We start from the raw sequence: 24,716 nt of genomic DNA, 5'->3' as shown, positions 1-24,716 counted from the left end.
GCGCAATCGAGCCCTGCGTGACGGCCGATTAGTGTGCCGGGCGAAATTCGCCGAGCATCTGCCGGCTGGCGTTGTAGCCGGTCAGCCCACTCATGAAGTTGCCGGGCCAGTTGCCGACGCCGCACATGAAGAGCCCCTCGATTGGGGTCGTGTAGTTGGAACATCCCGGCATCGGCCGTGCGTCGAAGATCTTCCCCGGCACGATGTCGCCATGGGCGCCATTGCCCTCGGCCATGCCGTAGTTCCGCTCGAGGTCGACGGGCGTATAGACGCTGATGCCTTCGATGATATCCTTGATGTTGCCGATGTTCCGGCTGAGCGTCTCGACGACGGCATTGCCAAGCGCCTCGCGCTGATCGTCCCAGGTCCCCTGCGCCAAATGGTAGGGAGTGCCGCGAACGCTCAGGCTCATGAAATGGCAGCCGGGCGGGGTCATGTCCGGATCCGCGGCCGAAGACACCACGCCCGAGATCGTCACGTGCGGCGACCAGCGGCCCATGGTGGCTTCGTTGTAGCTTTCCTGAAGCACGTCGATGCTGGGCACCACGCGGAAATTCGTGCCGAGAAACTGGGTGTTCTCCTCGTCGGTCTCGGCGCGGTTGAAGCGCGGCGTGCCCTTGAGGGCCAGATGCACCTTGGAGGACGAGCCATGCATCGTCAGCTTCCTGGCCCGCTCTTCGACATCGCGTGGTAGCTGGTTCGCCGGCACCAGTTTTGTCAGCACTGTCTTGGGGTTGATGTTCGCCAGTACTCGCGGTGCCTCGATTTCCTCGCCGCTTTCGAGCACGACGCCCTTCACCTTGCCGTTGTCGCAGAGAAGCTCGCGCACCGGGGATTCGAGGCGGATCTCGACGCCCAGGCTCTCATTGGCCCGGGCCATGGCTTGCGTGACGGCTCCCACGCCACCGATCGGCGACGCGTTCTTCATCATCAGCTCGTTGCTCTCGAAGATAACTCCGCTACGGCGCATCGACTCTTCCTGCAGCGGTCGCTGCAGCAGTATGTAGCCGCTGCCCGGCGTGCGGGGGCCGACAAGATTGGTCGCCATCGCGGTGCCGGCCAAGAAGGACTTCAGCCAGGGCGACTTCAGGTGACGGTCCAGCACGTCGCTGACGCTGCCGAACATGACGAGGTTGAAGGCTTCCTTATCGGCGGGCTCGACGAAACGGGCGGCGACCTCTTCCAGCGAGGGCGCGGGGTCGTAGAACGACACGCCCATCTTCCGCGCCACGTCCTGGTAGAACTGCATGACGTCGGCGAAGCCCTGCATGTCGCCGGGCTCGGCAAGCCGCTCCATCTCGGCGCGGCGACGCTCGCGCTCCGGCCACATGACCAGCGCATCACCGTTGGAGAACAGGGTCAGCGAGTTGAGCGTGGGATGGGTCAGCCTCAATCCGTGCTTTTCCAGCTCCATATCGCCAGCAATGCGCGGATCGAGGCTGTGGCAGGAATTGGCAATGCTGCTGCCACGGTAGCCGGGGAATACTTCTTCGGTGATACAGGTGCCGCCGACCTGATAGCTGCGCTCCAGCATCAGCACCTTCAACCCCGCCCGCGCGAGATAGAAACCCGCGACCAGCCCGCTATGGCCGGCGCCAACGATAATCACGTCATGTTTCGACATTTCCGTCTGTCTCAATCTCAGCGAGTGCGACTCGGCGCGGCGACAACGCGAAGGGTCAAAAAAGCGACCGACTACAACGGCTTGATGGTACGGGATACGATCCGCCAGCCCGTGGGGGTCTTCCTCAGAATGTCGGTGTATTCAGCGGCGGCGATCGACTTGTCCGCCCGTTGGGACAGGGCCTTGCACAGAGCCTTGACGGTTCCGTCCTCGCTGCCGGACAGCAGAAGATTGGTGATGTGGTGGCTGAGGGACGGAGCTGGAAAATTCCTGAACGCCGTCTTCAGCTCTTCCAGCCCGTTCGCGGTGAGGCGCCCGGGATTGCTGAACCGGACGTCCTCGGCAAAAACCTCGCCCATCCGATCGTATTCTTTGGAATCGAGGATGTAGGCGACCTTGTTCAGAGTGTCCGTGATATCGATCCGGTCGATATCGGCAATGCGAGACATGTCATTACTTCCGTAATTTCTAGGATGTTTCGGAAAATTCGGCGGCGATGCGCTTTGTCGCCTCGATCGCGGCGGTCAGGGCGTCCTGGTCGAAACGGTGATCGGGAATGACGGCGGCAAGGGCGCCGACCAGCCTGCCCCGGATGAAGACAGGAGCCGCGACCGACCAGGAACCACCGGTGGATTCGTGATGGCTGAAGCCGTAGCCCTGCGTTCGGGTCTGCGCCAATTCCGCCTTCAGCTCCTCCACCGTCCGATCTCGTTGGCCGGGAATTTCGAAGCTCTGCAGATCGCCGAGAATGTCGTCGACGGCCTCGTCCGTGCTGAAGGCCAGCAGCGCCTTGCCCGCGGCACCGCGATAGATCTTGCCCTTTTCGCCAGTCAGACGGACGCGCCGGACCAACTGGCTCGACTCGGCTGAATCGATGCAAAGGCGCTCATCGCCGAACTGCACGAAGAAGGCGGAGGTCTCATCCAGCGCGGCACACAGGGCGCTGGTCGATTCTGCCGCCAGTACCCTGAGCGGTGCCCAGCGATCCGTCTCGTGGAGCAGCGTCGTCAGGGCCAGCCCCGGGACATACCGGTTGTTGCTTCCCTGAGCGGCGAAGCCATGGGCCACCAGCGTTCCGAGCAGGCGCGACGCTGTGCTCACACTGATGTTCGCCGCCGCAGCCATCTCGGAAAGATTTCTCCCTTTTCGGTCCAGTGCCGAGAGCAGGGCGAGCGCCCGGGCAACCGAGCGCACACTTCCTGACTTGTCGTCGCTGCTCGGCTTGTCTTCATTTTCCATTTAGCGAAAACCCGTTTTCATTTTCTAGGCTAAGAGTCGTCACTCTGCTCTGTCAATCGATTTCCTTCCTGCGGAAAGATGATTTCGTAGAGTGGAAACTTTCGGATCGAAATCAGCCCGTTTTGGGCGGAGCCGAGTGCAGCCAGCCATACCGGACTATCCAGATGCGAGCCTCCCTGGCCCGGCTCCTTCACAGGGAAGACGATCGACGTCGTGCACTCCGCGGCTGCAGCCGTACCGGTCAGGCGGCTCATGGGAGGCGAGCGCGCGGGGCCTCGCCATCTGGTTAGCGACCTCTGCCTTCGATCGGCCGAAGCTGATGCGCAAGGCAGCCGACCTGTTGCACGGGCGCGCCAATCGGATCGCCGTGTTCATAATCGGAGAGCAGGGCAGGCCACCGGCCCAATCGAAAGCCGAGACCTTGGGCGCTGGCGACACGATCGAGGGGTTCGCCGAGGAGGCGCGGCGCACCACCGACCAGGTTATCCCGCCTGAGACGCAGGAATCACACAAGCTCGCACGGACGCGACCGTGATGAAGACGTCGGCCTCCCCGGTTGCGTGCTTCTCCGCCGGCCGTGCTATGCGATAGCCGTGTGGAGATGTGGGCTCCGCGTGAGTCATGGCAGCGTGGAGGAGCGCTCTGCGTGAAGCAGAAAGGTATCACCCTCAAGGACGTCGCCGCCGCCGCGAATGTCTCGCGGGCCACGGCCGCAAGGGCGCTGAGCAGCTATGGCTATGTCGGCGATGAGACCGCTCTGCGCGTGCAGGAGGCCGCCGATCGGCTCGGATACCGCGCCAACCGGGTGGCGCAGGCGCTTCGCAGCGGACAATTGCCCATTGTCGGCTTCGTGCCAGGCGATATCCAGAATCCCTTCTTCGCCCGCATTGCCCACGATCTCGAGGTGGAACTCAGGAAGCAAGGCCACAACCTGCTCATCGCCAGCAGCGAGGAAAGCGTGAAGCAGGAGAAGGAACTGCTGGAGAGCCTGCGCTCCCTCGGCCTGCGCGGTTTCGTGCTGGCGCCTGCCTCCGCCACCGACAACCGTCATATCGCCAAGCTGGCACGGGACGGTGTGCCCTGCGTGCTGATCGATCGCGTGGTGAAGGACGTGCGCTGCGACAGCGTCGCGGTCGACAATGAAGGCGGGACCCGCGAGGCCATCGACTATCTCGTCGCCAACGGGCATCGCCGCATCGGCTTCCTGCGCGACGATTCCCGGATCTTCACCGCGCAGGAGCGCCTCGGCGGGTATCAGGGCGCGCTGGCGGGACACGGCATCTCCGTCGACGAAACGCTCATCGCCGTCTCCCGCTCGGCGGTCGAGCACGCCATCGACGCCACCATCCGCCTGTTCAGTCGCCGTGACCGGCCGAGCGCACTGTTCACCGTTGACAGCCTGATGACCCAGGGTGCGCTGCTCGGTCTGCGCTCCATGGGCCTGCATATTCCGCACGACGTCTCGCTCATTGGTTTCGACGATTTCAACCTCGCCACCTTCACCGATCCACAGATCACCGTGGTGGCGCAGCCGATTTCCGAGATTGGCCCGCTGGCGGCGCGGCTGCTGTTGGAGCGCCTTCAGGGAAGCGCCGCCCCCCCGCAACAGATCCGGTTCCCGACGCGGCTGATCGTCCGCGGTTCGGTCTCCCGTCCGCGCTGAGCTCTCCCATCGCCGCTCGAAGATTTTCCGACGCATGGCGCTTGCCACGCGTGGCGTTCTGTGCGCTAATCCGTATGTGAGATCGATCTCATATCAATATACGCAAGTTTGACGAGTCGGCTCAAAGGTATCCGAACGCGCCTTCATGTGAAGGCAGCGAATGAATTTGCCTGTTCGACGTACAATGGATGAAATGATGCTGAACTTCGACAAGGACCGGTTTGTTCGTATTCAGAGCGGCGCCGTCTCCATAGCGGACGATGTGCGATCTCTCATGCGCACGCTACTTGCCGATGGCATTGAACGATTGTTCTTCATGGGAACGGGCGGCGTGCAGTTGCTGACCTTCCCGGCGATCGAGCTCGCGCAGCGCCTCTCCACCTTCCCGGTCAGCGCGCAACTGCCAGCGCAGGTGGTGCTTGATCCTCCGGCTGGGCTGGATGCCAAGGCGCTCGTCGTCCTGCCGTCGCTCTCCGGCACCACCAAGGAAAGCGTCGAGCTGCTTGCCTTCCTCAAGGCGCGCGGGGTGCGCACCCTGTCGCTCACCGGCCATAAGGACACGCCGCTGGCGCGCGAGGCCGACTACAACTTCACCAATTTTGCCGAGGACGACACCTCCTCGGAGTCCTTCTATCTCCAGACCCTGCTGATCGTCCTCGCGCTCCTCGCCGAGCGCGGCGAATTCGAGGGTTTCGACGAGGCCGTCGCCGAGCTGAAGCTGCTGCCGGAGGCGCTCGTCGCGGTGAAGGAGGCCTTCGAGGGCGCCGCCGCGAGTCTTGCCGCGACGATCAAGGACGAGACCTACCACATCTTCACCGGCGCCGGCTCGGTGTGGCCCGAGGCGCATTATTACGGCATGTGCATCCTCGAGGAGATGCAGTGGATCCGCACCCGGCCGGTCCATGCCGCCGACTTCTTCCACGGCACTCTGGAGCTGGTGGAGCCCGGCATCAGCGTCTTCGTCTTCAAGGGCGAAGACAAGTTCCGGCCGCTCTCCGAGCGCGTCGAGAACTTCGCGCGGCGCTACACGGACCGCGTCCGCGTACTCGACGCCGCCACGGCGGAACTGCCCGGGGTTTCGCCGCGCGTGCGCGTCATGATCTCGCCGATCGTGCTGGCGACGCAGCTCGAACGGCTGAGCGCCCATCTCGAAGTGCTGCGCAACCACCCGCTGACGACGCGCCGTTACTACAAGCGCGTCGAATACTGATCATTCTCACACCGGAAGGAGCTGCTCGTGAAACGTTCATCGCACGTCGTGGCGGTCGCCGCCGCATCCGCGCTCGCCCTGTCGGCCGGTCCGGGCTCCGCCCGCGAGGCGGTCGTGGCGGATCCGAACGCCAAGGTCGAATACAGCGGCACACTGTCGATCCTGACCAAGTTCGGTCTGCAGCAGCTCTCTCCCTATTTCGTCAATGTCGCGAAGGAGTACGAGAAGCTCCATCCCGGCGTGAAGATCGAGCTCATCCAGGAGAGCGACGACAGCGTCAAGGGCAAGACCAAGACGCTCGTCGCCTCCAACTCCTTGCCGGACATCTATTTTTCCTGGACCGGGAGCTGGGGCGAGAACTTCGTGCGCGGCAACCGCGCGGTCGACCTGACCAAGGTCGTCGGCCCCGACACGCCCTGGGGCAAGACGCTGAGCCCGGCGGCGGTGAAGGCGTTCGAGTATAATGGCAAGCTTTACGGCATACCGCTTTATCTCGACGCCAAGTTCATGGGCTACAACAAGCCGGCCTTCGAAAAGGCCGGGGTCGGCGTGCCCGCGACGTTCGAGAAGCTGCTGGAAGCCTGCGACGCCCTGCGCAAGGGCGGCACCACGCCGATCTCGCTCGGCAACAAGGAGGCGTGGCCGGCGGTCCACTATGCCGGACAGTTGCTCGCCTACAATGTGCCGACCGCGACGCTGGAGCGCGACTTCGATCCCGCCAGGGCCAAGTTCGACGATCCGGGCTATGTCGCCTCGCTGGCGCAGTTCAAGGCGCTGGTCGACCGCTGTACTGACGGCGCGGCGGTGAACGGCACCTCCTATGCCTCGTCCCTGCAGGCCTTCAGCAACGCCGACTCGGCGATGTACTATCAGGAGATCATCGAGTTCGATCAGGCCGCCTCGGCTGACACCAAGCTGAAGGGCGCCGATTTCGGCTTCTTCCGCCTGCCGCCGCCTGCCGCCGCGAAGGGGGACGTCAAGGCGATCGAGGGTGCGCCGGAGGGCTACATGATCAACACGGCGTCGAAGAAGATTCCGCTCGCCATCGACTTCATGAAGTTCGTCACCGCTCCGGAGAACGCCCGGGTGCTTTCGGCGCCGCCCTATGGCCAGCCGAGCGCCGCGATTGACGGTGCCTCTGAGGCCACGATGAATCCGGCGGTGGTCGCTGGCTTGAAGGACATCGCCTCGGCCAGCTACCTGATGCCCTGGCTCGACACCGCCAATACCCCGCGCGTGGCCGCCGCTTGGCTGTCCAGCCTGCAGGCGCTGGTGGGCGGCACCATGACTCCCGAGGCCGTCATGGCCGAGGTGAAGAAGGCGTCGGCGGCCGACGCCAAGCGCAAATGACGGGCATGGATCACCCGGTCTCCGCCGTCGCCGGCTCCGGCGCACCACGGCGCGGCGGGCTGGGCACCCTCCCGTCGTTCCGGTGGGTGGCGATCGCGGTGATCCTCGTCGGCTGGTTCGTCTACTATCCGATCGTGGACAACTTCGTCGTCAGCACTACGAACCAGGACATCTACACCGGCGAGATCGAATATGTCGGTCTCGACAACTATGCGCGGCTGCTCGACGACCCGGTGGTCTGGATCTCGCTGCGCAACAACCTGCTTTATGCGGCGATCTCCGTGGTGTTCCAGGTGTTCGCCGCCTTCCTTCTGGCCGCGGTCATCGAGGGGCTGGAGAGCGAGCGCTCGCGGCGCTTCTGGCGGGCGGTCTACTTCGTGCCCTCGGCGATCTCGATTACCGTCACCGGGCTGCTGTTCTATTTCATCTACCAGCCGCGCATCGGCCTGCTCGACGCCGGCCTGTCCGCGCTCGGCCTCGGCGCCCTCTCCCGGCCGTGGCTCGGCAGCGAGGACACCGCGATCTACGCCATCATCGCGATGAGCCAGTGGCAGGGCTTCGGCTATTCGACCCTGCTCTTCGGTCTCGCCATCCAGAAGATTCCGCGCGAGCTCTACGATGCCGCCATTATGGATGGGGCGGGCCCGCTGCGCCGGCTGTGGAACGTCACCTTTCCGATGACCCGCGAGATGACCGGCCTGATGATCATCGTGACGATCACCGGCGCCTTCCAGGTGTTCAACGAGGTCATGGTCATGACCGCCGGCGGGCCGAACAATTCGAGCCAGGTGCTCGGTACCTGGCTCTACCAGCAGGGTTTCATCCAGAACGAGTTCGGCTATGGCGCGGCGATCGCGGCGGTGATCTTCCTCGTCACCCTCGTCACCGGCATGGCCCAGCTCTGGTACACCCGGCATCGAAGGGTGCAGCTATGAGCGCCCCGTCGGCCTCGCACCCCGCCGGGCAGGTCAATGTTTGGGCCGTCGTCGCCCGGACGTTCCTGCTCGCGCTGCTGGTCTGCCTCGGTATCGTCGTGCTCTATCCGCTGATCTGGATGGCGCTGAACGGGTTCAAGGACAATTCGCAGATCTTCGGCGATCCGTTCGCCCTGCCTGCGGGCTGGAGCTGGGCCAATTATGTGCAGGCCTGGAACCAGGGCGTGCGCAACTATGTGACGGTGAGCCTCATCGTCACCGTCGCCTCCGGCATCTGCACGGTGCTGATCAGCGCCTGGACGGCCTTCGGGCTCACCCGCTCGCGGATGCCGATGAAGCCGATCGTGGTCGGCTTCGTGCTCGGCGGGCTGATGCTCAGCCCGACCGTAGCGCTGATACCGCTGGTGAAGATGCTGCAGTCCATGGGGCTCTACAACACCTACTGGGCCCTCATCATCCTCTACACCGCCTTCCGGGTGCCGTTCACCACCTTCCTCATCCGCGCCTACATGCTCGACCTGCCGCGCGATCTCGACGAGGCCGCGACGATGGACGGCGCCAGCGAGGGGCAGGTCTTCTGGCGGATCATCCTGCCGCTGTGCCGCCCGATCATCATCTCCTGCGTGATCCTGCACGTGCTGTTCGCGTGGAACGAGTATCTCTTCGCGATGATCTTCACGAGCGGCGCCGACCTGCAGACGCTGCCGGTCGGCCTGACCTCGATCATGGCCCGGCACGGCACCAACTATGCCGTCGTCTTCGCGGCGATGACCATCTCGGCCCTGCCGATCGTCGTCATTTTCTTCGCCGCGCAGCGCTACTTCATCCGCGGACTCGCGGAAGGCATCGGGAAGTAGCATGCCCGTCACAGGAGCCGTCATGCCGCAGCTCGCGTTCCGTCAGCTGATCGGAGCCAGTTTCAGCTTCCAGCACTTTCCCTTCGCCTTCGCGGCCGAGACCATGCGCGGCTTCGGAGTGACCGAGATCGAGCTGTGGGGCATCGCCCAGCATCTCGATCTGTTCCATGCCAGCGACGCGCGGGTGGAACAGGTGCGGCGGGTGCTGGCCGATAACGGGCTGTCGCTCCGGTGCTTCACGCCCGAGCAGGTGATCTACCCGATCAACATCGCCTCCGGCGACACCGGGCTGCGTCGCGGCAGCATCGACCGCTTCCGCCGCGGCGCCTACATCTGCGCCGCGCTCGGCGGGCGTTACCTGTTCCTTACCCCCGGCCGAGGCTTCGAGAACGAGGCGCCGGCCGCCGCCTGGGCGCGATCGGTCGAGTCCCTCGCCGAGATCGCCGGCCATGCGCGCACGCTCGGTCTGCGCTGCCTGCTGGAGCCGCTGCAGCGGGTGGAATCCAACATCGTCACCTGCGCCTCCGATCTGCATCGTCTCTTCACCGAGCTCGACGCCGACAATGTCGACATCGTGCTGGACACGGTGGCGATGGCGACGGCCGGCGATACGGTGGCCGGCTACATGCGGCTGTTCGGTGACCGGATCGCGCACGTGCATGTCGTCGACGGCACGCCGTCCGGGCATCTCGTCTGGGGAGACGGTGCGCTGCCACTCGGCCGCTATATCGAGGATCTCGCTGCGGCCGGCTATGCCGGGACCCTTACCTTCGAGCCGTTCGGCAATGGCTCCTATGCACTCGATCCGGTGACCGCCTGGCGGCGCAACCTCGACGCCATTGCCCCCTATCTCGACCGCGGCACGGTGACGGCATGAACGAGATGGCGCGGCCGATGGTCCCGCCGAGGCTGGTCGCGGTCGGCGACAATTGCCTCGACGCCTTTCTCTCCCGCGATCTGCTGACCGTCGGGGGCAATGCCCTCAACGTCGCCGTCCAGTGGCGGCGCGCGGGCTGCCAGGCCCGCTATTTCGGCGCTGTCGGCCCCGACCCCGAGGGCGATGTCGTACTGGCCGAGATCGCCGCCGCCGGGCTGGACCCGGACGATGTCGAACGCCTGCCCGGCGACACCGCGGTGACGCTGCTCCGCGACGACGCCGGCGACCGCCGCTTCCTGCTCGAAGCCTTCGGCGTCGGCGAGAACTACATGCCCTCGCCGGACCGCTACGCGGTCGCCGCGGCGGCGGACTGGGTGCATCTCGGCACCAACGCCAATCCCGAGCTGGTGCGCCGGCTGGTCGCCGATGCGGTGCCGTTCAGCGTCGACGTCTCGACCGCGCATTTCGCCCTGCCGCTCCAGGGCGTGCCGCTGGTCTTCGCCTCCGGGCAGGATCCGTCCGTCGAGCCGGCAGGGCCGACGCTTGCGGCGTTGCGCGCCGCCGGTGCGCGTCAGGTGGTGCTCACCTGCGGGCGTGCCGGCGCCTATTTCGACGACGGCGCCAGCGTCCTCCACGTCGACGCCGCCCCGGTGGAGGTGGTGGACACCTGCGGCGCCGGCGACAGCTTCATCGCCGTTTTCCTCACCGGCTTCCGCTTCGCGCATGCCGACGCCGGTGCGGCGCTTGCCCACGCGGCGCGCGCGGCGGCTCTCACCTGCACCCATCTCGGCGGCTTCCCGCAGCGGCCGCGGCCGATCCCGGACTGGCTGCCGGTGAAATACGCCGCCGCCATCAACGACGGACATGGAGGCTGACCATGGCGCTTCTCCGCTTGCGGCAGCCGGCCGTCGCCGCGCCCGCCGACCGCTCGTTCTGGCTGCAGGACATCGCCGCCGCGCCCGCCACTACGCCACTGGCCGGCCGCATACGCGCGGATGTCGCCATCGTCGGCGGCGGCTATACCGGCCTCTGGACGGCGCTGCGCATACGCGAACTCGCGCCCGACAAGCGCGTGGTGGTGCTGGAGGCCGATCTGTGCGGTTCCGGTGCGTCGGGGCGCAATGGCGGTCAGGTCCATAGTTGGTACGCCGAGCTTGACCGCCTTAGTGCCGTGGTCGGTCTGGAGGAGGGGCGGCAGCTCTGCGCCGATACGGTGGACGCCATCGCCGAGCTCGAGGCGCTGCAGCGCTCCGGCACCGTCGACATGGATCTGCGCCTCAATGGCTGGATGTGGACGGCGAGTTCCGTGGCGCAGGAAGGCGCCTGGGACCGCGCCGCGCGGATGACCCGCGAGGCCGGCGCCGACCGCTTCCGCACACTTTCCGCCGAGGAGATCGCCCGCCGCACCGGCTCCGGCGCCTCCTATGCCGGCATCGTCGAGGACCGGGCCGGCACGGTGCATCCCGCCAAGCTCGCCCGCGGCCTGCGCGATCTCGCCATCGCGCGCGGCGTCATCATCCACGAGCGCAGCCCGGTGCTCGATATCCGCCCCGGCCCGGTCGTCACCCTGCGGACGGCATCCGGCGAGCTGCAGGCGGAGAAGGTGGTGCTCGCCGCCAATGCCTGGCTGTCGGCGCTGCCTGAGCTGCGACGGCACCTCTATGTCGTCGACAGTCAGGTCGTCGCCACGGCGCCGGTGCCCGACCGGCTCGACCAGCTCGGTTGGGAGGAGGGCATCTCGATCTGCGATTCGCAGCAGCAGGTGCTCTACTATCAGCGCACCCTCTCCGGCCGGGTGGTGTTCGGCCGCGGCAGCGGCAATGTCGCCTTCCGCGGCGATTTCGGCCCGGATTTCAATCGCAGCCCTGAGCACGGGCGGAACAATGTCCGCGAGCTGCACCGCGTCTATCCGGCGCTGAGCGATGCCCCCATCGAATATGACTGGTCGGGACCGATCGACTGCGTCCCCGAGCACGTACCGGTCTTCGACCGTCTCGCGGGCCATCCGAACATCGTTTTCGGCATGGGCTTCAACGGCACCGGCATCGCCCAGACGCCGGTTGCCGGACGCATCCTCGCCAGCCTCGCGCTGGAAAGGCAAGATCGCTGGAGCGGCAGCGGCCTCGTTGGCCTCGCCCGCCGCGCGAGCCTGCCGCCCGAGCCGTTCCGCTTTGTCGGCGCGAAGCTGGTCCGCAGCGCCGTCCGCCGGAAGAACGACGCCGAGATCCGCAACGAGACCGCACCGGCGTGGACGCGCCTCGCCCTGCGTCTCATGCCCGGCAGCAGCGAGCATTGACCATGTGCGCCGAGCCCCTTTCCCGTTTCGGAGCCGCATCATGGCCGACCTGACCCTCAGAGATGTCCGCAAGTCCTATGGCGGCATGGAGATCCTCCACGGGATCGACCTCGACATCGCCTCCGGGGAGTTCGTGGTCTTCGTGGGACCCTCGGGTTGCGGCAAGTCCACGCTGCTGCGCTGCATCGCCGGCCTCGAGGACATCACCTCCGGCGAGATGCACATAGCCAGCGAACGGATGAACGAGGTGTCGCCGTCGCGGCGCGGCATCGCCATGGTGTTCCAGTCCTACGCGCTCTATCCGCACATGAGTGTCTACGACAACATGGCGTTCAGCCTGAAGATCGCCGGGGAGAAGAAGGTCGAGATCGACCGTCGGGTAAGGCAGGCGGCCGAGCGGCTGCAGCTCACCGCCTATCTCGACCGGGTGCCGAAGGCGCTCTCCGGCGGCCAGCGCCAGCGGGTCGCCATCGGCCGGGCCATCGTGCGCAATCCCAAGGTGTTCCTGTTCGACGAGCCGCTGTCCAATCTGGACGCGGCGCTGCGCGTAGCGACCCGCATCGAGATCGCCAAGCTCAAGGAATCGATGCCGGGCACCACCATGATCTACGTGACCCACGACCAGGTGGAGGCGATGACGCTCGCCGACCGCATCGTCGTGCTGAAGGACGGGAAGGTGGAGCAGATCGGCACGCCGATCGAGCTCTATCGCCGCCCGGCCAATCTCTTCGTCGCCCAGTTCATCGGTTCCCCGGCAATGAACATCCTGCCGGCAACCTGCGAAGCGAACGGAGAGGGGATGCTGGTGCGGCACGCGGCCGGCGGTGCTGTGCACATGGCCATGACGCCGCCGACCGGACCCGCCGGCGGCGAGATCTGCCTCGGAGTGCGCCCGGAGGACCTCTTCGTGGCGGCCGGCACGGACGGGCTGTTCGAGGGAAGGGTCGACCTCGTCGAGCAACTCGGCGAGGTTCAACTGGTCTATCTCGACATCGGGCGCGGCGCACCTCTCATCGCCAAGCTTCCCGGCAATCAGGAGGTCGCGCGCGGCAGCCACCTGCGGTTGGACGTGCGGCCGGGACATCTGCATCTGTTCAGCAAGGAAGGGCACTCCATCGCTCGTCGGGAAACGTCCTGACTTCGAGGTCAGCGACCCGGAGGCCCTCCGGCGGACGCCTCGGACTGCTCCAGAAACGCCGCATGGCCAGCCTGGAAGAGCTGAGCGGAATGGTGCGGCGCCTGGACCGCCGCCTTCAGCGCAGACGTGATGACGCCGTTTCTACACGGCAGCCCAACGTGTCAGATCATCAGCCGTCATCTTGCGTTCCATCATTATGTCGATTAGTCCCGACATATGAAATCAGGGCAAGCCATCCTGGCTGCGAGCTGGGGGCGCAGACGCGGGAACTGGTCGAGAGCGGCCGGGCTGTCCTTGTGGCTGGACTTTCCATTCTCGCCGTCCGCGAAAAGGATGGTCGGATCATGGTCGACGGCGAGACGGCCGAGGGACCGCGCTCGATCGGGCCTGTGGATCGGATCGTCGTGGCGACGGGGCAGCGTCCCGACCTGTCGCTGACCCGCGAATTACGGCTCGACCTCGATCCGTGGCTTGAAAGCGCCAGGGCGCTCGGCCCGCTGATCGACCCGAACCAACATTCCTGCGGTTCGGTTCCTCCGCATGGACACCGCGAACTCGCCCATAGCGAGCCGGGCTTCTACACGGTCGGCATCAAGAGCTACGGTCGCGCGCCCACCTTCCTGCTTCTGACGGGCTATGAACAGGTGCGCTCCGTCGCTGCAGCGCTCGCCGGCGACATGGCGGCGGCCGACGATGTTCATCTCGTGCTTCCCGAGACCGGCGTTTGCACGACCAGCTTTTCGGGCGAGGGCGCGAGCGGCGGCTGCTGCGGCCCGGCACTGAACACCGCTGATGCCTGCCGCGTCGCCGACGCCGTGGCGAAAGACGAGGGCGAGAAGCGCTGCGGCTGCGGAGTTGCCGCGTGACCGTAGCCGCTGACAGTGGGTACGCCGGGGTCGAGGGGGCGCCGCCTCTTCGGTCGATCATCCCCGTTCTCGGCGTGACGCAGATCCTCGCCTGGGGCTCGTCCTATTATCTGCTCGCGGTGCTTGCCGCGCCGATCGCAGGCGATACCGGCTGGTCACTAGCATGGATCGTCGGCGGACTGTCGCTCGGCCTGCTGGTCGCCGGCCTCGTCTCGCCGCGCGTGGGCGATGCCATTCAGCGGTTGGGCGGGCGCGTCGTACTCACCGCGAGCGCAATCCTTCTCGCCCTTGGCCTGACCGGGCTGGCCCTCTCACCCAATCTGCCGGTCTATATCCTCTCCTGGCTCATCCTCGGCACCGGCATGGGGGCCGGCCTCTATGACGCGGCCTTCGCCACGCTCGGCCGGCTCTATGGCCTGGGCGCCCGCACGGCCATCACGGCGCTCACCCTGTTCGGCGGCTTCGCCAGCACGGTGTGCTGGCCGCTTTCGGCGCTGCTGGTTTCCGAGTTCGGGTGGCGCGCGACCTGCCTGATCTATGCCGGCATCCATCTCTTCGTCCTGCTGCCGCTCTATGTCTTCGCACTGCCGAAGCAGCCGAAGCGGGAGGGGGCTGGCGCCGCGAAGGTCGCGGCCGGTGATGCCGACGGCAATGATGGCCCGTTGGTTCCGCCCGGGTCGAAGCCGCTGTTCGTTCTGGTCGCGCTCGTGATCGCGATCAGTTCGATGATCTCGGCGACGCTCTCGGTCCATCTGCTGACGATTCTTCAGGCCCGCGACATTGCGCTCGGCGCAGTCGTCGCGCTCGGAGCGCTCGTCGGGCCGTCGCAGGTCGGAGCGCGAGCCATCGAGATGGCGATCAGCCGGTTCCATCACCCAATCTGGACGAAGCTCGCCTCGACGGCCTTCGTCGCTATCGGCGTCGGCCTTCTCTGGGCCGGCTTCCCGATCGTTGCGGCGGCGTTGATCTTCTACGGCGCGGGTATCGGGATCGAGTCGATCGCGCGTGGCACGCTGCCGCTCGCCATCTTCGGCGCTGATCGCTATCCGGCGATCATGGGCCGGATAGCGATGCCGAGCCTCATCGGACAGGCAGCCTCTCCGTCGCTCGGCGCCATGGTGATCGGCAGCTTCGGCGCGCATGGGGCGCTTGGTGTGCTCTTTGCTGTCGCCCTGGGCAATGTGGTGCTGGTGGTGACCTTGTCGATCCTGCTGCGCAGACGGGAATCACAGGCGTGACCGCCGACCGCCACGTTTCCGCTCAAGAGCCCGATGTCTGGAGGCAGGCACGAGAGCCATTGCGCTGGCGGGCCGATCGTCATCCGGGGCCGGGCCTCATTTTCGGTTTTTTCGCGTCCCGGTGCTTTCTGCCGCGTTTGCCCGCCACGTCCACCAGCCGCCGGAACGTCGGGCACTCCATATGCGAGGGCGCGGGGCAATCGGCGACATGGCGGAGCGTGTCGCGCAACGCAGTCAGTTCGCGGATCTGGCGGTCGATCTCATCGGCCTTCTCGTGAAGCACGTCGCGCGGCAGGTCCGGCATCCCGTTTCGGCCGAACATGCAGGCAATCTCGTCGAGCGAGAACCCGGCCGACTTGCCCATCGCAATCAGCTTGAGCTGCAATAGCACCTCAGGCGGAAACTGCCGGCGCAGCCCGTGCCGGGAAACCGCTGAAATCAGCCCGGCCTCTTCATAGTAGCGCAGCGCCGACGGCTTAATTCCGCTCTTCGCCGCAACCTCTCCGATATCCAGAAGTTTCACGCTTGACCTCAAGCTGACTTGAAGTGGCAGCCTGCTCTCCAACGGGCGTCGGAGCAAGAGAGACGGGCGATGGAACAGGCTGAATCATGCGTATCGGAGCAAACGCAGACCCAAATCACGATCACGCTGTCCCTGGCGATGCTGCTGGCCTCGCTCGGCACCAGCATCGCCAATATCGCGCTGCCGGCGCTGGCAGAGGCATTTTCGGCGCCGTTCGCGCAGGTGCGGTGGGTCGTCGTCGCCTATCTCGCCGCCCTGACGGTCTGCGTCGTCATCGCGGGGCGGCTCGGCGACAGCCGCGGATTGAAGCCGATGCTTGTCGCGGGCCTGGGATTGTTCGCCGTCGCGTCGCTGCTGTGCGCCCTCGCGCCGAATCTGTGGTTCCTGATAGGCGCACGAGCGATTCAGGGCATCGGCGCCGCGTTCCTGATGACGCTCTCCATGGCGCTGATGCGCCAGACCGCGAGCGAGGCGCGCGTGGGGCGCGCCATGGGTTTGCTCGGCACGGTATCGGCGCTGGGGACGGCGCTCGGCCCGTCGCTTGGAGGGCTGTTGATCCCGGTAACGGGATGGCGCGGCATTTTCTGGGCGCAACTCCCGCTGGCGGCCGTCGCTTTGATCTCGGCTTTCGCCATGCTGCCGGACGGCCCCAGCAAGGGAAAGCCGTCGTCCGCGAGCCTGCGGGCGGTGCTGACCCGGAGCCTCGCGCCCAATCTCCTCGTCAACCTCCTGGTCGCCGCCGTGATGATGACGACGTTGGTAGTCGGGCCTTTCTATCTCGGCCTCGGTCTCGGCCTGAAGGAGACGCTGGTGGGATTCGTCATGGCGATCGGCCCCGCGATTTCCATTATCGGCGGCGTTCCTTCCGGGCGGCTGGTCGATTCCTGGGGAAGCGGCCGCGTGCTCGCCATCGGGCTCGCGCTCCTGGCCGCGGGGGCATTCCTTCTGGCGATCCTGCCGAACATGATCGGCGTCACAGGCTATGTGCTTTCCATCATCGTTCTGACGCCGGGCTACCAGCTCTTCCAGGCCGCCAACAATACGGCCGCGCTGGCGGACACCCCCAAGGACCGGCGCGGCACGGTATCGGGGCTGCTCAACCTGTCGCGCAATATCGGTCTGATCGCGGGCGCGTCCGCCATGGGCGCCGTGTTCGCCATCGGCGTCGGGACTGAGGATCTCGTCAGCGCCGCCCCCGCAGCTATCGCGGCGGGGATGCGGTTGACCTTCCTGCTGGCCGGCGGAGCGATGATCGTCGCGATTGGCGTTGCGCTGGGGCATTGCATCTCGAGATCAGGCGGCCGCCCGTAACGACGTTTCCCATCGCGATTCGCCTTGTGGTTCAGTGTCCGGAATGGACAGCATGACGCTCTCGTGAATGCTTTCGATGACTGCGGGGGTGGGAGGCTCCTATGTTGCGGAGCCGAGCCGCTAAGTGCGGGAGGGATGCGGTGTTCGCAGACGCCTGGACGAGACGGTGGCTGCCTCGACCCCCGAAAATGAGCTGTCCCCCGGTGGCCATGGTCGCGACGCACTCGAAACTAGCTTTGTCGATAGCGCCCACTGAAATGATGCCTCTGCTTGCTGATCGATTTTCCGGCATCCTAGTCTGAGCCGCTGGCCTGTTCCTTCGCCCCGGTCGCCAAAAGCTGCCCCTGTCGCTTGCACGCCTGTACTGACGATCAGGCTATAAATTCGCGATGGTCGGTAATATGGCTCCTCCGGTTTTCGCCGCCCCTCGGGCGGCTCAACCTTGGTAACCCACGTGCCATGAACAGATCACCGGCCGCATCCGCCAAGACGATTCCCTCGCGCGATCTCGTCCGTGCCGAGCTGAAGCGGGTGCAGGCCAGCAATGCGCTTGCCGGTTCCGAGCGGCTCCAGGCGCTGCTCGGCTTTCTCGTGGAGGAGACGCTTGCCGGGCGGGGCGCCGCGCTCAGGGAAACGGTGATCGGCAACGAGCTCTATGGTCGCGAGCCGGCCTATGACCCGCGGATCGATTCGGCGGTGCGCGTGGAAGTGCGGCGGCTGCGCCGCAAGCTCGAAGAGTATTATACCGGCGAAGGTGCCGCCAACGAGATGCGGATCGACCTGAAGACAGGCACATATGCCGCCACCTTCAGCCGGCAGACTTCGAGGAGCGAACCCGAGCATCAGGGCACGTCAGCAGGCCGTCCGCTCTTCGAGGAGGGGCGGGGCGCCGCGATCGCCGTCCTGCCGTTTCAGGCGCTGTCCGGCGACCCCGTGGACGACAGCTTCGCCCAGGGGCTCACCGACGAACTCATCTTTGCGCTCGGCGCGGCGGAGGGGCTTCACGTCGCGTCGCGCGGCGTCACGTTTTGGGGAATCGGCAACCGCCGGGCCATGGCGGATATCGCCGCCGAGCTCGATCTTGATGCGTTGATCCAGGGCACGGTGCGGCGCGGCGCCGGGCGCATGCGCGTTACCGTCGAGGTTTCGAATGCGCGCGGCTTCGTGGTCTGGTCGGACCGTTTCGAGGCGGCCGAGGACGATCTCGTGGACTTCGAGGAGAAGATCGCTGCGACCATGCTGAACCGGTTGCGGCTGGATAGCTCCCGGATGCGGGCCAACGAGATCCGTCCGGGACCCGAGGCGCTCGACGCATTCGCCCAGATCGCCCGGGCGCGGCAATGGCTCGACCGGCAGACGCCCGACAGCCTGCGCAAGGCGATGTCCATATTCGAGGAGGTCGCGCGGACTGCGCCGGACTATGCCCGCAGCCATTCCGGCATCGCCGATTGCGCATGCGACATGTTTCGCCTGGGCCTCATGGGCCATGCCGAGGCGCGCAGCCTCGCGGAACGCGCCGCCGCGCAGGCGATCCTTCTCGATCCCTCTTCGGCCGAGGCGCACGCCGCCCGCGCCACCATCGCGGCCTGGCTCGATTTCAACAGGGAGGATGCCGAGGCCTCCTTCTCGATCTCCACGCGGCTGGGCGGAACCGCCCGCGCTCGCCGTGTGTTCGGTGCCTTTCTGACCATCCTGGAGCGGCACGAGGAAGCCGAGGCGATGTTCCGGAGCGCGCGCGAACTCGAGCCGTTCTCGATCCAGCAGGATATCGCGGAAGCGGTCTGCCACTATCAGTCGCGCCGGTTTGGCGTGCTGCTCGCGCGGTTCGGGCCGCGGCGCAGGGAGCTTGCCGCCGAGGCGCGCTTTCATCTCGCCCTTGCCGACATATTCGGCGGCGAAGGCAAGCTCGCGACGGAAATCGCCGAGCAGTGGGATGAGCCGAATGCAACGGCTTCCTGCCTTGCCTTCGCTCGCGCCGAGCTCGAGGCCTGGCTCGGGAACGCGGACCGCGCCCGTCGCCTCCTCGCAGCGCACACGCCTGCTTCCGAGTTTGCGGTAGCGACGCTTGCCGCTGCGGTCGGTGACGGCGGCCATGCGCTAACGGCGCTAACGCGATCGATAGCGGCGAGGCAGATGGACCGGGCGTGGATCCGTACCGACGCCCGCTTCGATCGCCTGCGCAACACCAAGGATTTCGATGCCCTGATGGCATCCTACGCTGAAAGCACGGCCGCTAACCGTTAGCCGGCGACGGCTCACTACCGCCAGGCCGGCACGCCCGAATAGCCTCGCATCGTTTTGTCCGCGTGCGGGTCCTGGGGAAGCGTGCCATGAGCGAGCCGAACGACACCGGTTCTCAGGCGCCGGACGCTCCCAATGCGGGTCCTCGGGACGAGCGCGGCTCCGCGCTGCCGGCAACGCTCATCGTCTTCGCCGCCGTCACCGGCATCGTTGCTCTCACGCTCTGGTATGCCGTCCTGCCGCAGCCTTTGCTCATTCAGGGCGAGGCGGATGCGAGGCGGCTCGACATTGCCGCCCGTGTCGACGGGCGGGTCGGTGCGCGGCCGATCGAGCGAGGCGGGAATGTTGCGGCCGGGCAGGTGCTGCTGTCGATCGACAATCCCGAGCTGCTGACGAAGCTCAAGCAGGCGCAGGCGTCCCGCGCGGTTGCCGCGGCCGATCTCGCCCGCATCATGACCGGCACGCGCAAGGAGGTGATAGATGAGCGACGGGCCGCGGTCGCCTCCTCCGGGGCCAATCTGAAGCTGCAGCAGCAGACCTATGATCGGACGCGGCAGCTCACCGAGAAGGACTTTGCCTCGGTGCAGAAGCTCGACGAGGCTACCGCCGCGTTCGAGGTCGCCCAGCGATCCCACGAGCAGGCGAAGTCGGCGCTCGACGAGGCCGTGGCCGGCTACACGCCCGAGGAGCGGGGCGTCGCGCAAGCGAAGGTCGCTGATGCGGATGCCGCCATCGCGACCCTGAAGGCGCAGGTCGACGAACTCATCGTGACGGCCCCGGCCGCCGCCCAGATCTATCAGCTCGGTGTCGAGCAGGGCGAATACGTGTCGCCGGGCGTTCCCCTTCTGTCGCTGGTCGACCTTTCCGATGTGTGGCTGCGCTTCGACCTGCGCGAGGACCTGGTGAAGCGGCTCAAGGTAGGAGACAAGGTCGCGGTGCGCATTCCGGCGCTCGGCGACCGGGAGGTGACCGTCGAGGTCCGCACCATCGCCACCCGCGGCGAATATGCCGGCTGGCGCGCGACACGGGCGACCGGCGATTTCGATCTGCGTACCTTCGAGGTGCGCGCCTATCCGGTGGAGAAGCTGCCCGAGCTGCGTCCCGGCATGAGCGCCTATGTCGACCTGCGCGGGAGAGGATGATGCCGCGCACCGGCATCACGGCGGTTGCCGCCCGCGAGGTCGACTGGATCCGCACGGATATCGTCGCGCTGCTGCTGGTGCTGGCGATGCCGCTGCTCGCCTTCACCCTGCTTGCGGGAACCTTCAGCAACGCCGTGATCCGGGGGCTGCGCATCGACGTCGTCGATGCCGACCGCTCGGCCACCTCCGCAGAGTTCATCCAGGCGATCAGCGCGGCTCCGGGTGTCGATGTCGCGATGCGCTCGTCGGACCTCAATGGCGCCATGTACGCGATCCGTTCAGGGGCGGCGATCGCAGCGGTCTATATCCCGGAGAATTTCGAACGTGATCTCCTCGCCGGCCGGCGGCCGCAACTGGTCGGGCTCTATAACCGGCAGTTCTTCACGCCCGGCAACATCGCCGCGAGCGGTATCCAGGCGGCCGTCGCGAGCGCCGCGGCGGCACTGCCGCGACCGGCGTCCTCCACACGTTCCTTCACGCCCGGTTCGCTCGTGATCGAGCAGTACGTGCTGAGCAATCCGGCGCTGAATTACGTGCAGTTCCTGCTCCGCGCCGTCATGCCCACCGTTCTTCATGTCATGGTTGCCATTTCGGGTGCCTTTTCCGTCGGCTCCGAGTTCGGGCGACGCCGGGATGTGCGCGAGTGGATGAGCGTGTCGGGCGGTCGGCCGCTGGCGGCGATGATCGGCAAGCTTGCGCCCTACCTCGGCATCTTCGCGCTGATGATGGCGGGCGGGTTCGGTGTTCTTCACGGCATTTTCGGTATTCCCTTCAGGGGTGATCCGATCCTCGTCGCCGCTTCCGCGCTGCTGCTCGTCACCGCCTATCTGTCGCTCGGCGCACTGTTCGTCCTCCTCGTCCGCAATCTTGCCGTGGGGCTCACGCTGACCGGCATCGTCTGCTCCCCCGCCTTCGGCTTTGCCGGCGTGGGCTTTCCCATTCTGGGCATGGGAACCTTCGGACGGGCGTGGGGCGCGATGCTGCCGCTTCGCTGGTACGTCCAGATCCTGTTCGACCAGGCGGCGCGCGGGGTGCCTGCGCGCTACTCGCTTGAACCCTTCCTGATGCTGGCCGGCCTCGCGGGAGCGCTGTTCTGCCTTGCATGGCTGCGGGCGCGAAGCGTTCTGCGCGATCCGCCACCAAGGCCAGCACCTCAGCCCGCCATTCCCATCTCCGGCCGCCCGACCGTGGCGCGCGCGTTTTCGGCCGAATATGGCCGGGTGCTGCGGGATTCCGGGGCATTCGGGCTTATCGTCATAGGGCCGCTTCTCTATGCGGCGCTCTATCCGCAGCCCTATGTCGGGCAGCTCATCCGCGACATTCCGGTCGCTGTCGTCGATGACGACAATTCGGAAATGAGCCGCGCCATCGTCGAGGCGCTCGATGCTCATGAGGCGACCGCGGTCGCGGCGCGGCCCCTCAACCTCGTCGGGGCGCAGGAGGCGATCGCACGTCGCGAAGTGTTCGGCGTCGTGAGCATTCCGGCGGGCACCGAGCGCGACGTTCTGAAGGGCCAGCCGGCGCGCCTCCCGGCATTCGTCGATTCCGCCTATTTCCTGCTCTACAACCGTGCGACGCAGGGCGTGCTGGAAGCGACCGCCGCGGTCTCGGCCGAACTGCAGGTGCGCACCGCGCGGCCGGACGGCAGCCTCTACCATGCAGCGCTCGCGCGCACGTCCCCGGTCGAGTATCTGAGCGAGCCGCTGTTCAATCCGACGGGAAGCTATGCGTCCTATGTCGTGCCCGCCGCCTTCATCCTGATCCTGCAGCAGTCGCTCCTGATGGGCGTCGCGACGCTCGGGGGCGTCACCCATGCGCAGGGCGGCGCCGAGGCACGCCGCCGCAGAGGGCGCCCCGCCGCCCTCGTCGGCCAGACGCTCGCCCATCTCGCCCTGGCACTGCCCGCCTACGCGCTCTATCTCGTCGTGCTGCCACGCATCTATGGCTATGCCGCGAGCCGGCACGTCCTCGACCTGCTCGTGCTCGCCGTGCCTTTCATCCTTTCGGTGAGCCTGCTCGGGCAGTTCGTCGGCATGCTGGCGAGGCGGCGCGAGACGGCTGTCATCATGCTGATCAGTCTCGGCATGCCGCTGTTCTTCCTTGTCGGTGTCGCCTGGCCGCCGGAGGCGATACCGCCGATCCTGCGCGCGGCGAGCGCGGCAATTCCGTCGACCTTCGGCATCGATGCGCTGGTCCGGGTCAATCAGATGGGCGCCACGATCGCGGATGTCTGGCGCGACTGGATGAGCCTCTGGGTTCTCGTCGGCGTCTATGGCCTGCTCGCTTGCCTCGTCTCCGCGTCCTGGACGAGGGGGGAGGGCACCCGATGAGCGGGCGCATCGGGATAATAGCCGTCGCGATCGCGGGCGCGGGGCTCGCCGCTGTCCTTGCCTTCAGCTTGAAGCTTGCGGCACCGGCGCCGGCTCCGATCGCCGGCACGGTGCGGCAGACCGAGATCCGCATCGCCCCTGAAATCAACGGCCGGCTCGCGCAGATTGCGGTCGCGCCCGGTCAGTGGGTCGCCAAAGGCGATCTCCTGGCGACGATCGACAATCCGGACCTCGTCGCCGCTGTCGGCGAGGCGGAGGCGGAGCTGGCGAGCGCTCGCGCGGAGCGGGAGCACGTCTATGCCGGCGTCAGGGCCGAGGAGCTGGACATCGCCGCCGAGGCCGTTCGTACGGCGGACGCCAATCTGACCCTAGCACGGCAGCAGAATGCCCGCGTCGCCGCGCTTGCGGGCCGCGGCTTCAGCAGCCGGGCGCAGCTCGACGAGAGCGATGCCTCTCTCGCCAAGGCGCTCGCCAATCTCGATCTGAAGCAGGCGCAGCTCACCGCCGCCCGGAACGGCCCGACGACCGAGGAGAGGGCGCTTGCCGATTCCAGGGTCGCCCTTGCCGAGGCCGGTGTCGAAGATGCCAGGACCCGGCTCGAAAAGACGCGGCTGACAGCGCCCGTCGCCGGCACCGTTGGAATGAGGGTGGCGGAGCCCGGCGAGGTTCTCGTTCCCGGCAAGCCTGTGCTGACCTTCGTTCCGGACGACGGCCGTCTCTGGATCGCCCTAACCCTCCGCGAGGACGAGTTGCGCGAGCTGACGATCGGCGGCCGGACGCACCTGCGTGTCGCGGGAACGCCCATCGACGCCATCGTTACCGAGCTTCGGCCCCTGGGCGAATTCGCAACCTGGCGGGCTGCCAGAGCGGTCGGCGAGCACGACCTCAACTCCTTTCGGCTCAGGCTGGAGCCGCTCGGTCCGACGCCGGAGATGCAGCCCGGCATGACGGCATTCCTCGACAGGAGCGGCGGCCGAGAGTCCCCCTGAAGGAAGGCCTGCTCTCGGCAACCGGATCACGACGTGATCTTCGCCTTGCGCCGATCGTGGATATGATGGCCGTCAGCACAGGCCGCCATTCACATGAATGACCTGCCCGGTGATGTAGGATGCGGCCTCGGATGCGAGAAAGGCGATCATCGCGCCGACTTCGTCGGGCTCGCCGATCCGGCCCATCGGAATCACGCGCGGAAACTCCGCCCATTCCTTGGGACTGAGGAACGGCTCGCCATGTTCCTTACGGATCAGGCCGGGTGCCACCACGTTGACCGTGATGCCCTGTGGCGCGAGCTGAATCGCGAGAGCCCGCGCAAACACCTCCAGCGCCGCCTTGACCGCTCCGGACACCGGATAGACCGGATAATCGTTCCGAAAAACATGGGCGTTGTGGGTGCTCACCGCGACGATGCGGCCCGATCGCGACTTCTGCAGATAAGGCATGCCGGTCGATGTGAGCTCGAACAGGCTGAGCGTGATGGCGCCGAAGGCTCCATCAAAATCCTCGCGAACCGCCGCACCGACCTGAGCGCGAACCGGAAAGCCGGCCGCGTGGATGATGGTGTCGAGCCCGCCGAAGGTTTCCACCGCCTGCTCGATGAGCGCTTTCCCGGCTCCTGGCAGGGCGAGGTCCACAAGCGCGGTGGTGGCCTCCGCGTCCCGCTCCTGCATCTCGCGGGCAACGGCCTCGACGCCGGCCTTGTTATCCTTGGCATGGACAAGCACCCTGTCACCCGCTTTCACCAGTCGCCGGAGCGAGGCTGCGCCGATACCGCTTCCGGAGCCTGTCGCAACTATGATGGCCATTCGATCGATCCTCTGCGCATACGGATGAGCACGGCCAGCCGTGCGGACGGAGCGGTCACGGCCCGGTCTGGCCG

The 24,716-nt window shown here is 66.5% G+C and carries 21 protein-coding genes and 1 pseudogene; 17 read left to right on the top strand and 5 right to left on the bottom strand.

Annotation, left to right across the window (positions count from 1 at the left end; genetic code table 11):
- Window positions 1-28: 28 nt before the first annotated feature.
- From U742_RS0116490 to U742_RS0116480, 3 genes are all read right to left on the bottom strand, one after another.
- Window positions 29-1,624 carry a phytoene desaturase family protein gene (locus U742_RS0116490; RefSeq protein WP_029354980.1) on the bottom strand — a complete coding sequence of 532 codons (1,596 nt, stop codon included), beginning with the start codon at window positions 1,622-1,624 and terminating at the stop codon, window positions 29-31.
- Between the two features lie 71 nt (window positions 1,625-1,695).
- Window positions 1,696-2,073 (bottom strand): nuclear transport factor 2 family protein, encoded by a 378-nt coding sequence (locus U742_RS22635; protein ID WP_029354977.1) that lies wholly within the window; start codon window positions 2,071-2,073, stop codon window positions 1,696-1,698.
- Between the two features lie 19 nt (window positions 2,074-2,092).
- Window positions 2,093-2,863, bottom strand: coding sequence for an IclR family transcriptional regulator (locus U742_RS0116480; RefSeq protein ID WP_081853048.1), 771 nt, complete (start codon window positions 2,861-2,863; stop codon window positions 2,093-2,095).
- Between the two features lie 319 nt (window positions 2,864-3,182).
- On the opposite strand from U742_RS0116480, the gene U742_RS23605 reads away from it, so the two are divergent.
- The 12 genes and pseudogenes from U742_RS23605 to U742_RS0116420 all read left to right on the top strand — a co-directional run bounded on the left by U742_RS23605 (window position 3,183) and on the right by U742_RS0116420 (window position 15,293).
- Window positions 3,183-3,398, top strand: coding sequence for an aldehyde dehydrogenase family protein (locus U742_RS23605; protein ID WP_029354973.1), 216 nt, complete (start codon window positions 3,183-3,185; stop codon window positions 3,396-3,398).
- A gap of 111 nt (window positions 3,399-3,509) precedes the next feature.
- Window positions 3,510-4,526 (top strand): LacI family DNA-binding transcriptional regulator, encoded by a 1,017-nt coding sequence (locus tag U742_RS0116470; protein ID WP_029354972.1) that lies wholly within the window; start codon window positions 3,510-3,512, stop codon window positions 4,524-4,526.
- Window positions 4,527-4,722: 196 nt separating this feature from the next.
- Entirely contained in the window at window positions 4,723-5,736 is a 1,014-nt protein-coding gene (locus U742_RS0116465) for an SIS domain-containing protein (RefSeq protein ID WP_029354971.1), read from the top strand.
- Between the two features lie 27 nt (window positions 5,737-5,763).
- Window positions 5,764-7,086: an ABC transporter substrate-binding protein gene (locus U742_RS0116460; protein ID WP_029354968.1), complete on the top strand. Its 1,323-nt coding sequence runs from the start codon at window positions 5,764-5,766 to the stop codon at window positions 7,084-7,086.
- A 5-nt stretch (window positions 7,087-7,091) separates the two neighbouring features.
- A complete protein-coding gene (locus U742_RS0116455; protein WP_156034248.1) occupies window positions 7,092-8,021 on the top strand; it encodes a carbohydrate ABC transporter permease in 930 nt (309 codons plus the stop codon).
- Window positions 8,018-8,878: a carbohydrate ABC transporter permease gene (locus U742_RS0116450; protein ID WP_029354963.1), complete on the top strand. Its 861-nt coding sequence runs from the start codon at window positions 8,018-8,020 to the stop codon at window positions 8,876-8,878. Before U742_RS0116455 ends, U742_RS0116450 begins: the two co-directional genes overlap by 4 nt.
- Window positions 8,879-8,900: 22 nt before the next feature.
- Window positions 8,901-9,755: a sugar phosphate isomerase/epimerase family protein gene (locus U742_RS0116445; protein WP_029354961.1), complete on the top strand. Its 855-nt coding sequence runs from the start codon at window positions 8,901-8,903 to the stop codon at window positions 9,753-9,755.
- On the top strand, window positions 9,752-10,630 hold the full coding sequence (locus U742_RS0116440) for a PfkB family carbohydrate kinase (RefSeq protein ID WP_248310394.1): 879 nt from the start codon (window positions 9,752-9,754) through the stop codon (window positions 10,628-10,630). The genes U742_RS0116445 and U742_RS0116440 overlap by 4 nt, the downstream gene beginning before the upstream one ends.
- A 2-nt stretch (window positions 10,631-10,632) precedes the next feature.
- Entirely contained in the window at window positions 10,633-12,051 is a 1,419-nt protein-coding gene (locus U742_RS0116435; protein ID WP_029354958.1) for an NAD(P)/FAD-dependent oxidoreductase, read from the top strand.
- 40 nt (window positions 12,052-12,091) lie between these two features.
- Window positions 12,092-13,189 (top strand): ABC transporter ATP-binding protein, encoded by a 1,098-nt coding sequence (gene ugpC, locus U742_RS0116430; RefSeq protein WP_029354956.1) that lies wholly within the window; start codon window positions 12,092-12,094, stop codon window positions 13,187-13,189.
- Window positions 13,190-13,434: 245 nt separating this feature from the next.
- Window positions 13,435-14,055 (top strand): annotated as a pseudogene (locus U742_RS0116425) (flavoprotein); the annotation flags it as partial.
- A 74-nt stretch (window positions 14,056-14,129) separates the two neighbouring features.
- Window positions 14,130-15,293, top strand: coding sequence for an MFS transporter (locus tag U742_RS0116420; RefSeq protein WP_081853047.1), 1,164 nt, complete (start codon window positions 14,130-14,132; stop codon window positions 15,291-15,293).
- A gap of 79 nt (window positions 15,294-15,372) precedes the next feature.
- Here the strand turns inward: U742_RS0116420 and U742_RS0116415 are convergent, their stop codons facing one another.
- A complete protein-coding gene (locus U742_RS0116415; RefSeq protein WP_029354950.1) occupies window positions 15,373-15,816 on the bottom strand; it encodes a helix-turn-helix domain-containing protein in 444 nt (147 codons plus the stop codon).
- Between the two features lie 18 nt (window positions 15,817-15,834).
- Between U742_RS0116415 and U742_RS0116410 the strand changes: the two genes are divergently transcribed.
- From U742_RS0116410 to U742_RS0116390, 5 genes are all read left to right on the top strand, one after another.
- Window positions 15,835-17,127, top strand: a complete 1,293-nt coding sequence (locus tag U742_RS0116410; RefSeq protein ID WP_282568332.1) for an MFS transporter — start codon at window positions 15,835-15,837, stop codon at window positions 17,125-17,127.
- Window positions 17,128-17,586: 459 nt separating this feature from the next.
- Window positions 17,587-19,371, top strand: coding sequence for a TPR end-of-group domain-containing protein (locus U742_RS22625; RefSeq protein ID WP_051661248.1), 1,785 nt, complete (start codon window positions 17,587-17,589; stop codon window positions 19,369-19,371).
- Between the two features lie 86 nt (window positions 19,372-19,457).
- Complete coding sequence (locus U742_RS0116400) at window positions 19,458-20,510, top strand: HlyD family secretion protein (protein ID WP_029354944.1); 1,053 nt, start codon at window positions 19,458-19,460, stop codon at window positions 20,508-20,510.
- Window positions 20,510-22,840 carry an ABC transporter permease gene (locus U742_RS0116395; protein ID WP_038361819.1) on the top strand — a complete coding sequence of 777 codons (2,331 nt, stop codon included), beginning with the start codon at window positions 20,510-20,512 and terminating at the stop codon, window positions 22,838-22,840. The genes U742_RS0116400 and U742_RS0116395 overlap by 1 nt, the downstream gene beginning before the upstream one ends.
- Window positions 22,837-23,829 (top strand): HlyD family secretion protein, encoded by a 993-nt coding sequence (locus U742_RS0116390; protein ID WP_029354940.1) that lies wholly within the window; start codon window positions 22,837-22,839, stop codon window positions 23,827-23,829. The genes U742_RS0116395 and U742_RS0116390 overlap by 4 nt, the downstream gene beginning before the upstream one ends.
- A 72-nt stretch (window positions 23,830-23,901) precedes the next feature.
- Here U742_RS0116390 and U742_RS0116385 read toward each other — a convergent pair whose 3' ends face one another.
- Complete coding sequence (locus tag U742_RS0116385; RefSeq protein WP_029354938.1) at window positions 23,902-24,642, bottom strand: SDR family NAD(P)-dependent oxidoreductase; 741 nt, start codon at window positions 24,640-24,642, stop codon at window positions 23,902-23,904.
- Between the last annotated feature and the right edge of the window lie 74 nt (window positions 24,643-24,716).

The organism is Allobosea sp. 117, from assembly GCF_000702305.1.
Classification (GTDB): domain Bacteria; phylum Pseudomonadota; class Alphaproteobacteria; order Rhizobiales; family Xanthobacteraceae; genus Ancylobacter.
The sequence above is the reverse complement of the archived record's forward strand: the minus strand, read 5'-3'. Positions and strand labels throughout refer to the sequence as shown.

Excerpts from the sequence above, each read along its gene's own strand:
- U742_RS0116395 (WP_038361819.1), top strand. The coding sequence starts at position 20,510 with ATGCCGCGCACCGGCATCACGGCGGTTGCCGCCCGCGAGGTCGACTGG.
- U742_RS22635 (WP_029354977.1), bottom strand. The coding sequence starts at position 2,073 with ATGTCTCGCATTGCCGATATCGACCGGATCGATATCACGGACACTCTG.
- U742_RS0116445 (WP_029354961.1), top strand. The coding sequence starts at position 8,901 with ATGCCGCAGCTCGCGTTCCGTCAGCTGATCGGAGCCAGTTTCAGCTTC.
- U742_RS0116385 (WP_029354938.1), bottom strand. The coding sequence starts at position 24,642 with ATGGCCATCATAGTTGCGACAGGCTCCGGAAGCGGTATCGGCGCAGCC.
- U742_RS0116400 (WP_029354944.1), top strand. The coding sequence starts at position 19,458 with ATGAGCGAGCCGAACGACACCGGTTCTCAGGCGCCGGACGCTCCCAAT.
- U742_RS0116480 (WP_081853048.1), bottom strand. The coding sequence starts at position 2,863 with ATGGAAAATGAAGACAAGCCGAGCAGCGACGACAAGTCAGGAAGTGTG.
- U742_RS0116440 (WP_248310394.1), top strand. The coding sequence starts at position 9,752 with ATGAACGAGATGGCGCGGCCGATGGTCCCGCCGAGGCTGGTCGCGGTC.
- U742_RS0116490 (WP_029354980.1), bottom strand. The coding sequence starts at position 1,624 with ATGTCGAAACATGACGTGATTATCGTTGGCGCCGGCCATAGCGGGCTG.
- U742_RS0116390 (WP_029354940.1), top strand. The coding sequence starts at position 22,837 with ATGAGCGGGCGCATCGGGATAATAGCCGTCGCGATCGCGGGCGCGGGG.
- U742_RS0116465 (WP_029354971.1), top strand. The coding sequence starts at position 4,723 with ATGCTGAACTTCGACAAGGACCGGTTTGTTCGTATTCAGAGCGGCGCC.
- ugpC (WP_029354956.1), top strand. The coding sequence starts at position 12,092 with ATGGCCGACCTGACCCTCAGAGATGTCCGCAAGTCCTATGGCGGCATG.
- U742_RS23605 (WP_029354973.1), top strand. The coding sequence starts at position 3,183 with ATGCGCAAGGCAGCCGACCTGTTGCACGGGCGCGCCAATCGGATCGCC.
- U742_RS0116450 (WP_029354963.1), top strand. The coding sequence starts at position 8,018 with ATGAGCGCCCCGTCGGCCTCGCACCCCGCCGGGCAGGTCAATGTTTGG.
- U742_RS0116455 (WP_156034248.1), top strand. The coding sequence starts at position 7,092 with ATGGATCACCCGGTCTCCGCCGTCGCCGGCTCCGGCGCACCACGGCGC.
- U742_RS0116435 (WP_029354958.1), top strand. The coding sequence starts at position 10,633 with ATGGCGCTTCTCCGCTTGCGGCAGCCGGCCGTCGCCGCGCCCGCCGAC.
- U742_RS22625 (WP_051661248.1), top strand. The coding sequence starts at position 17,587 with ATGAACAGATCACCGGCCGCATCCGCCAAGACGATTCCCTCGCGCGAT.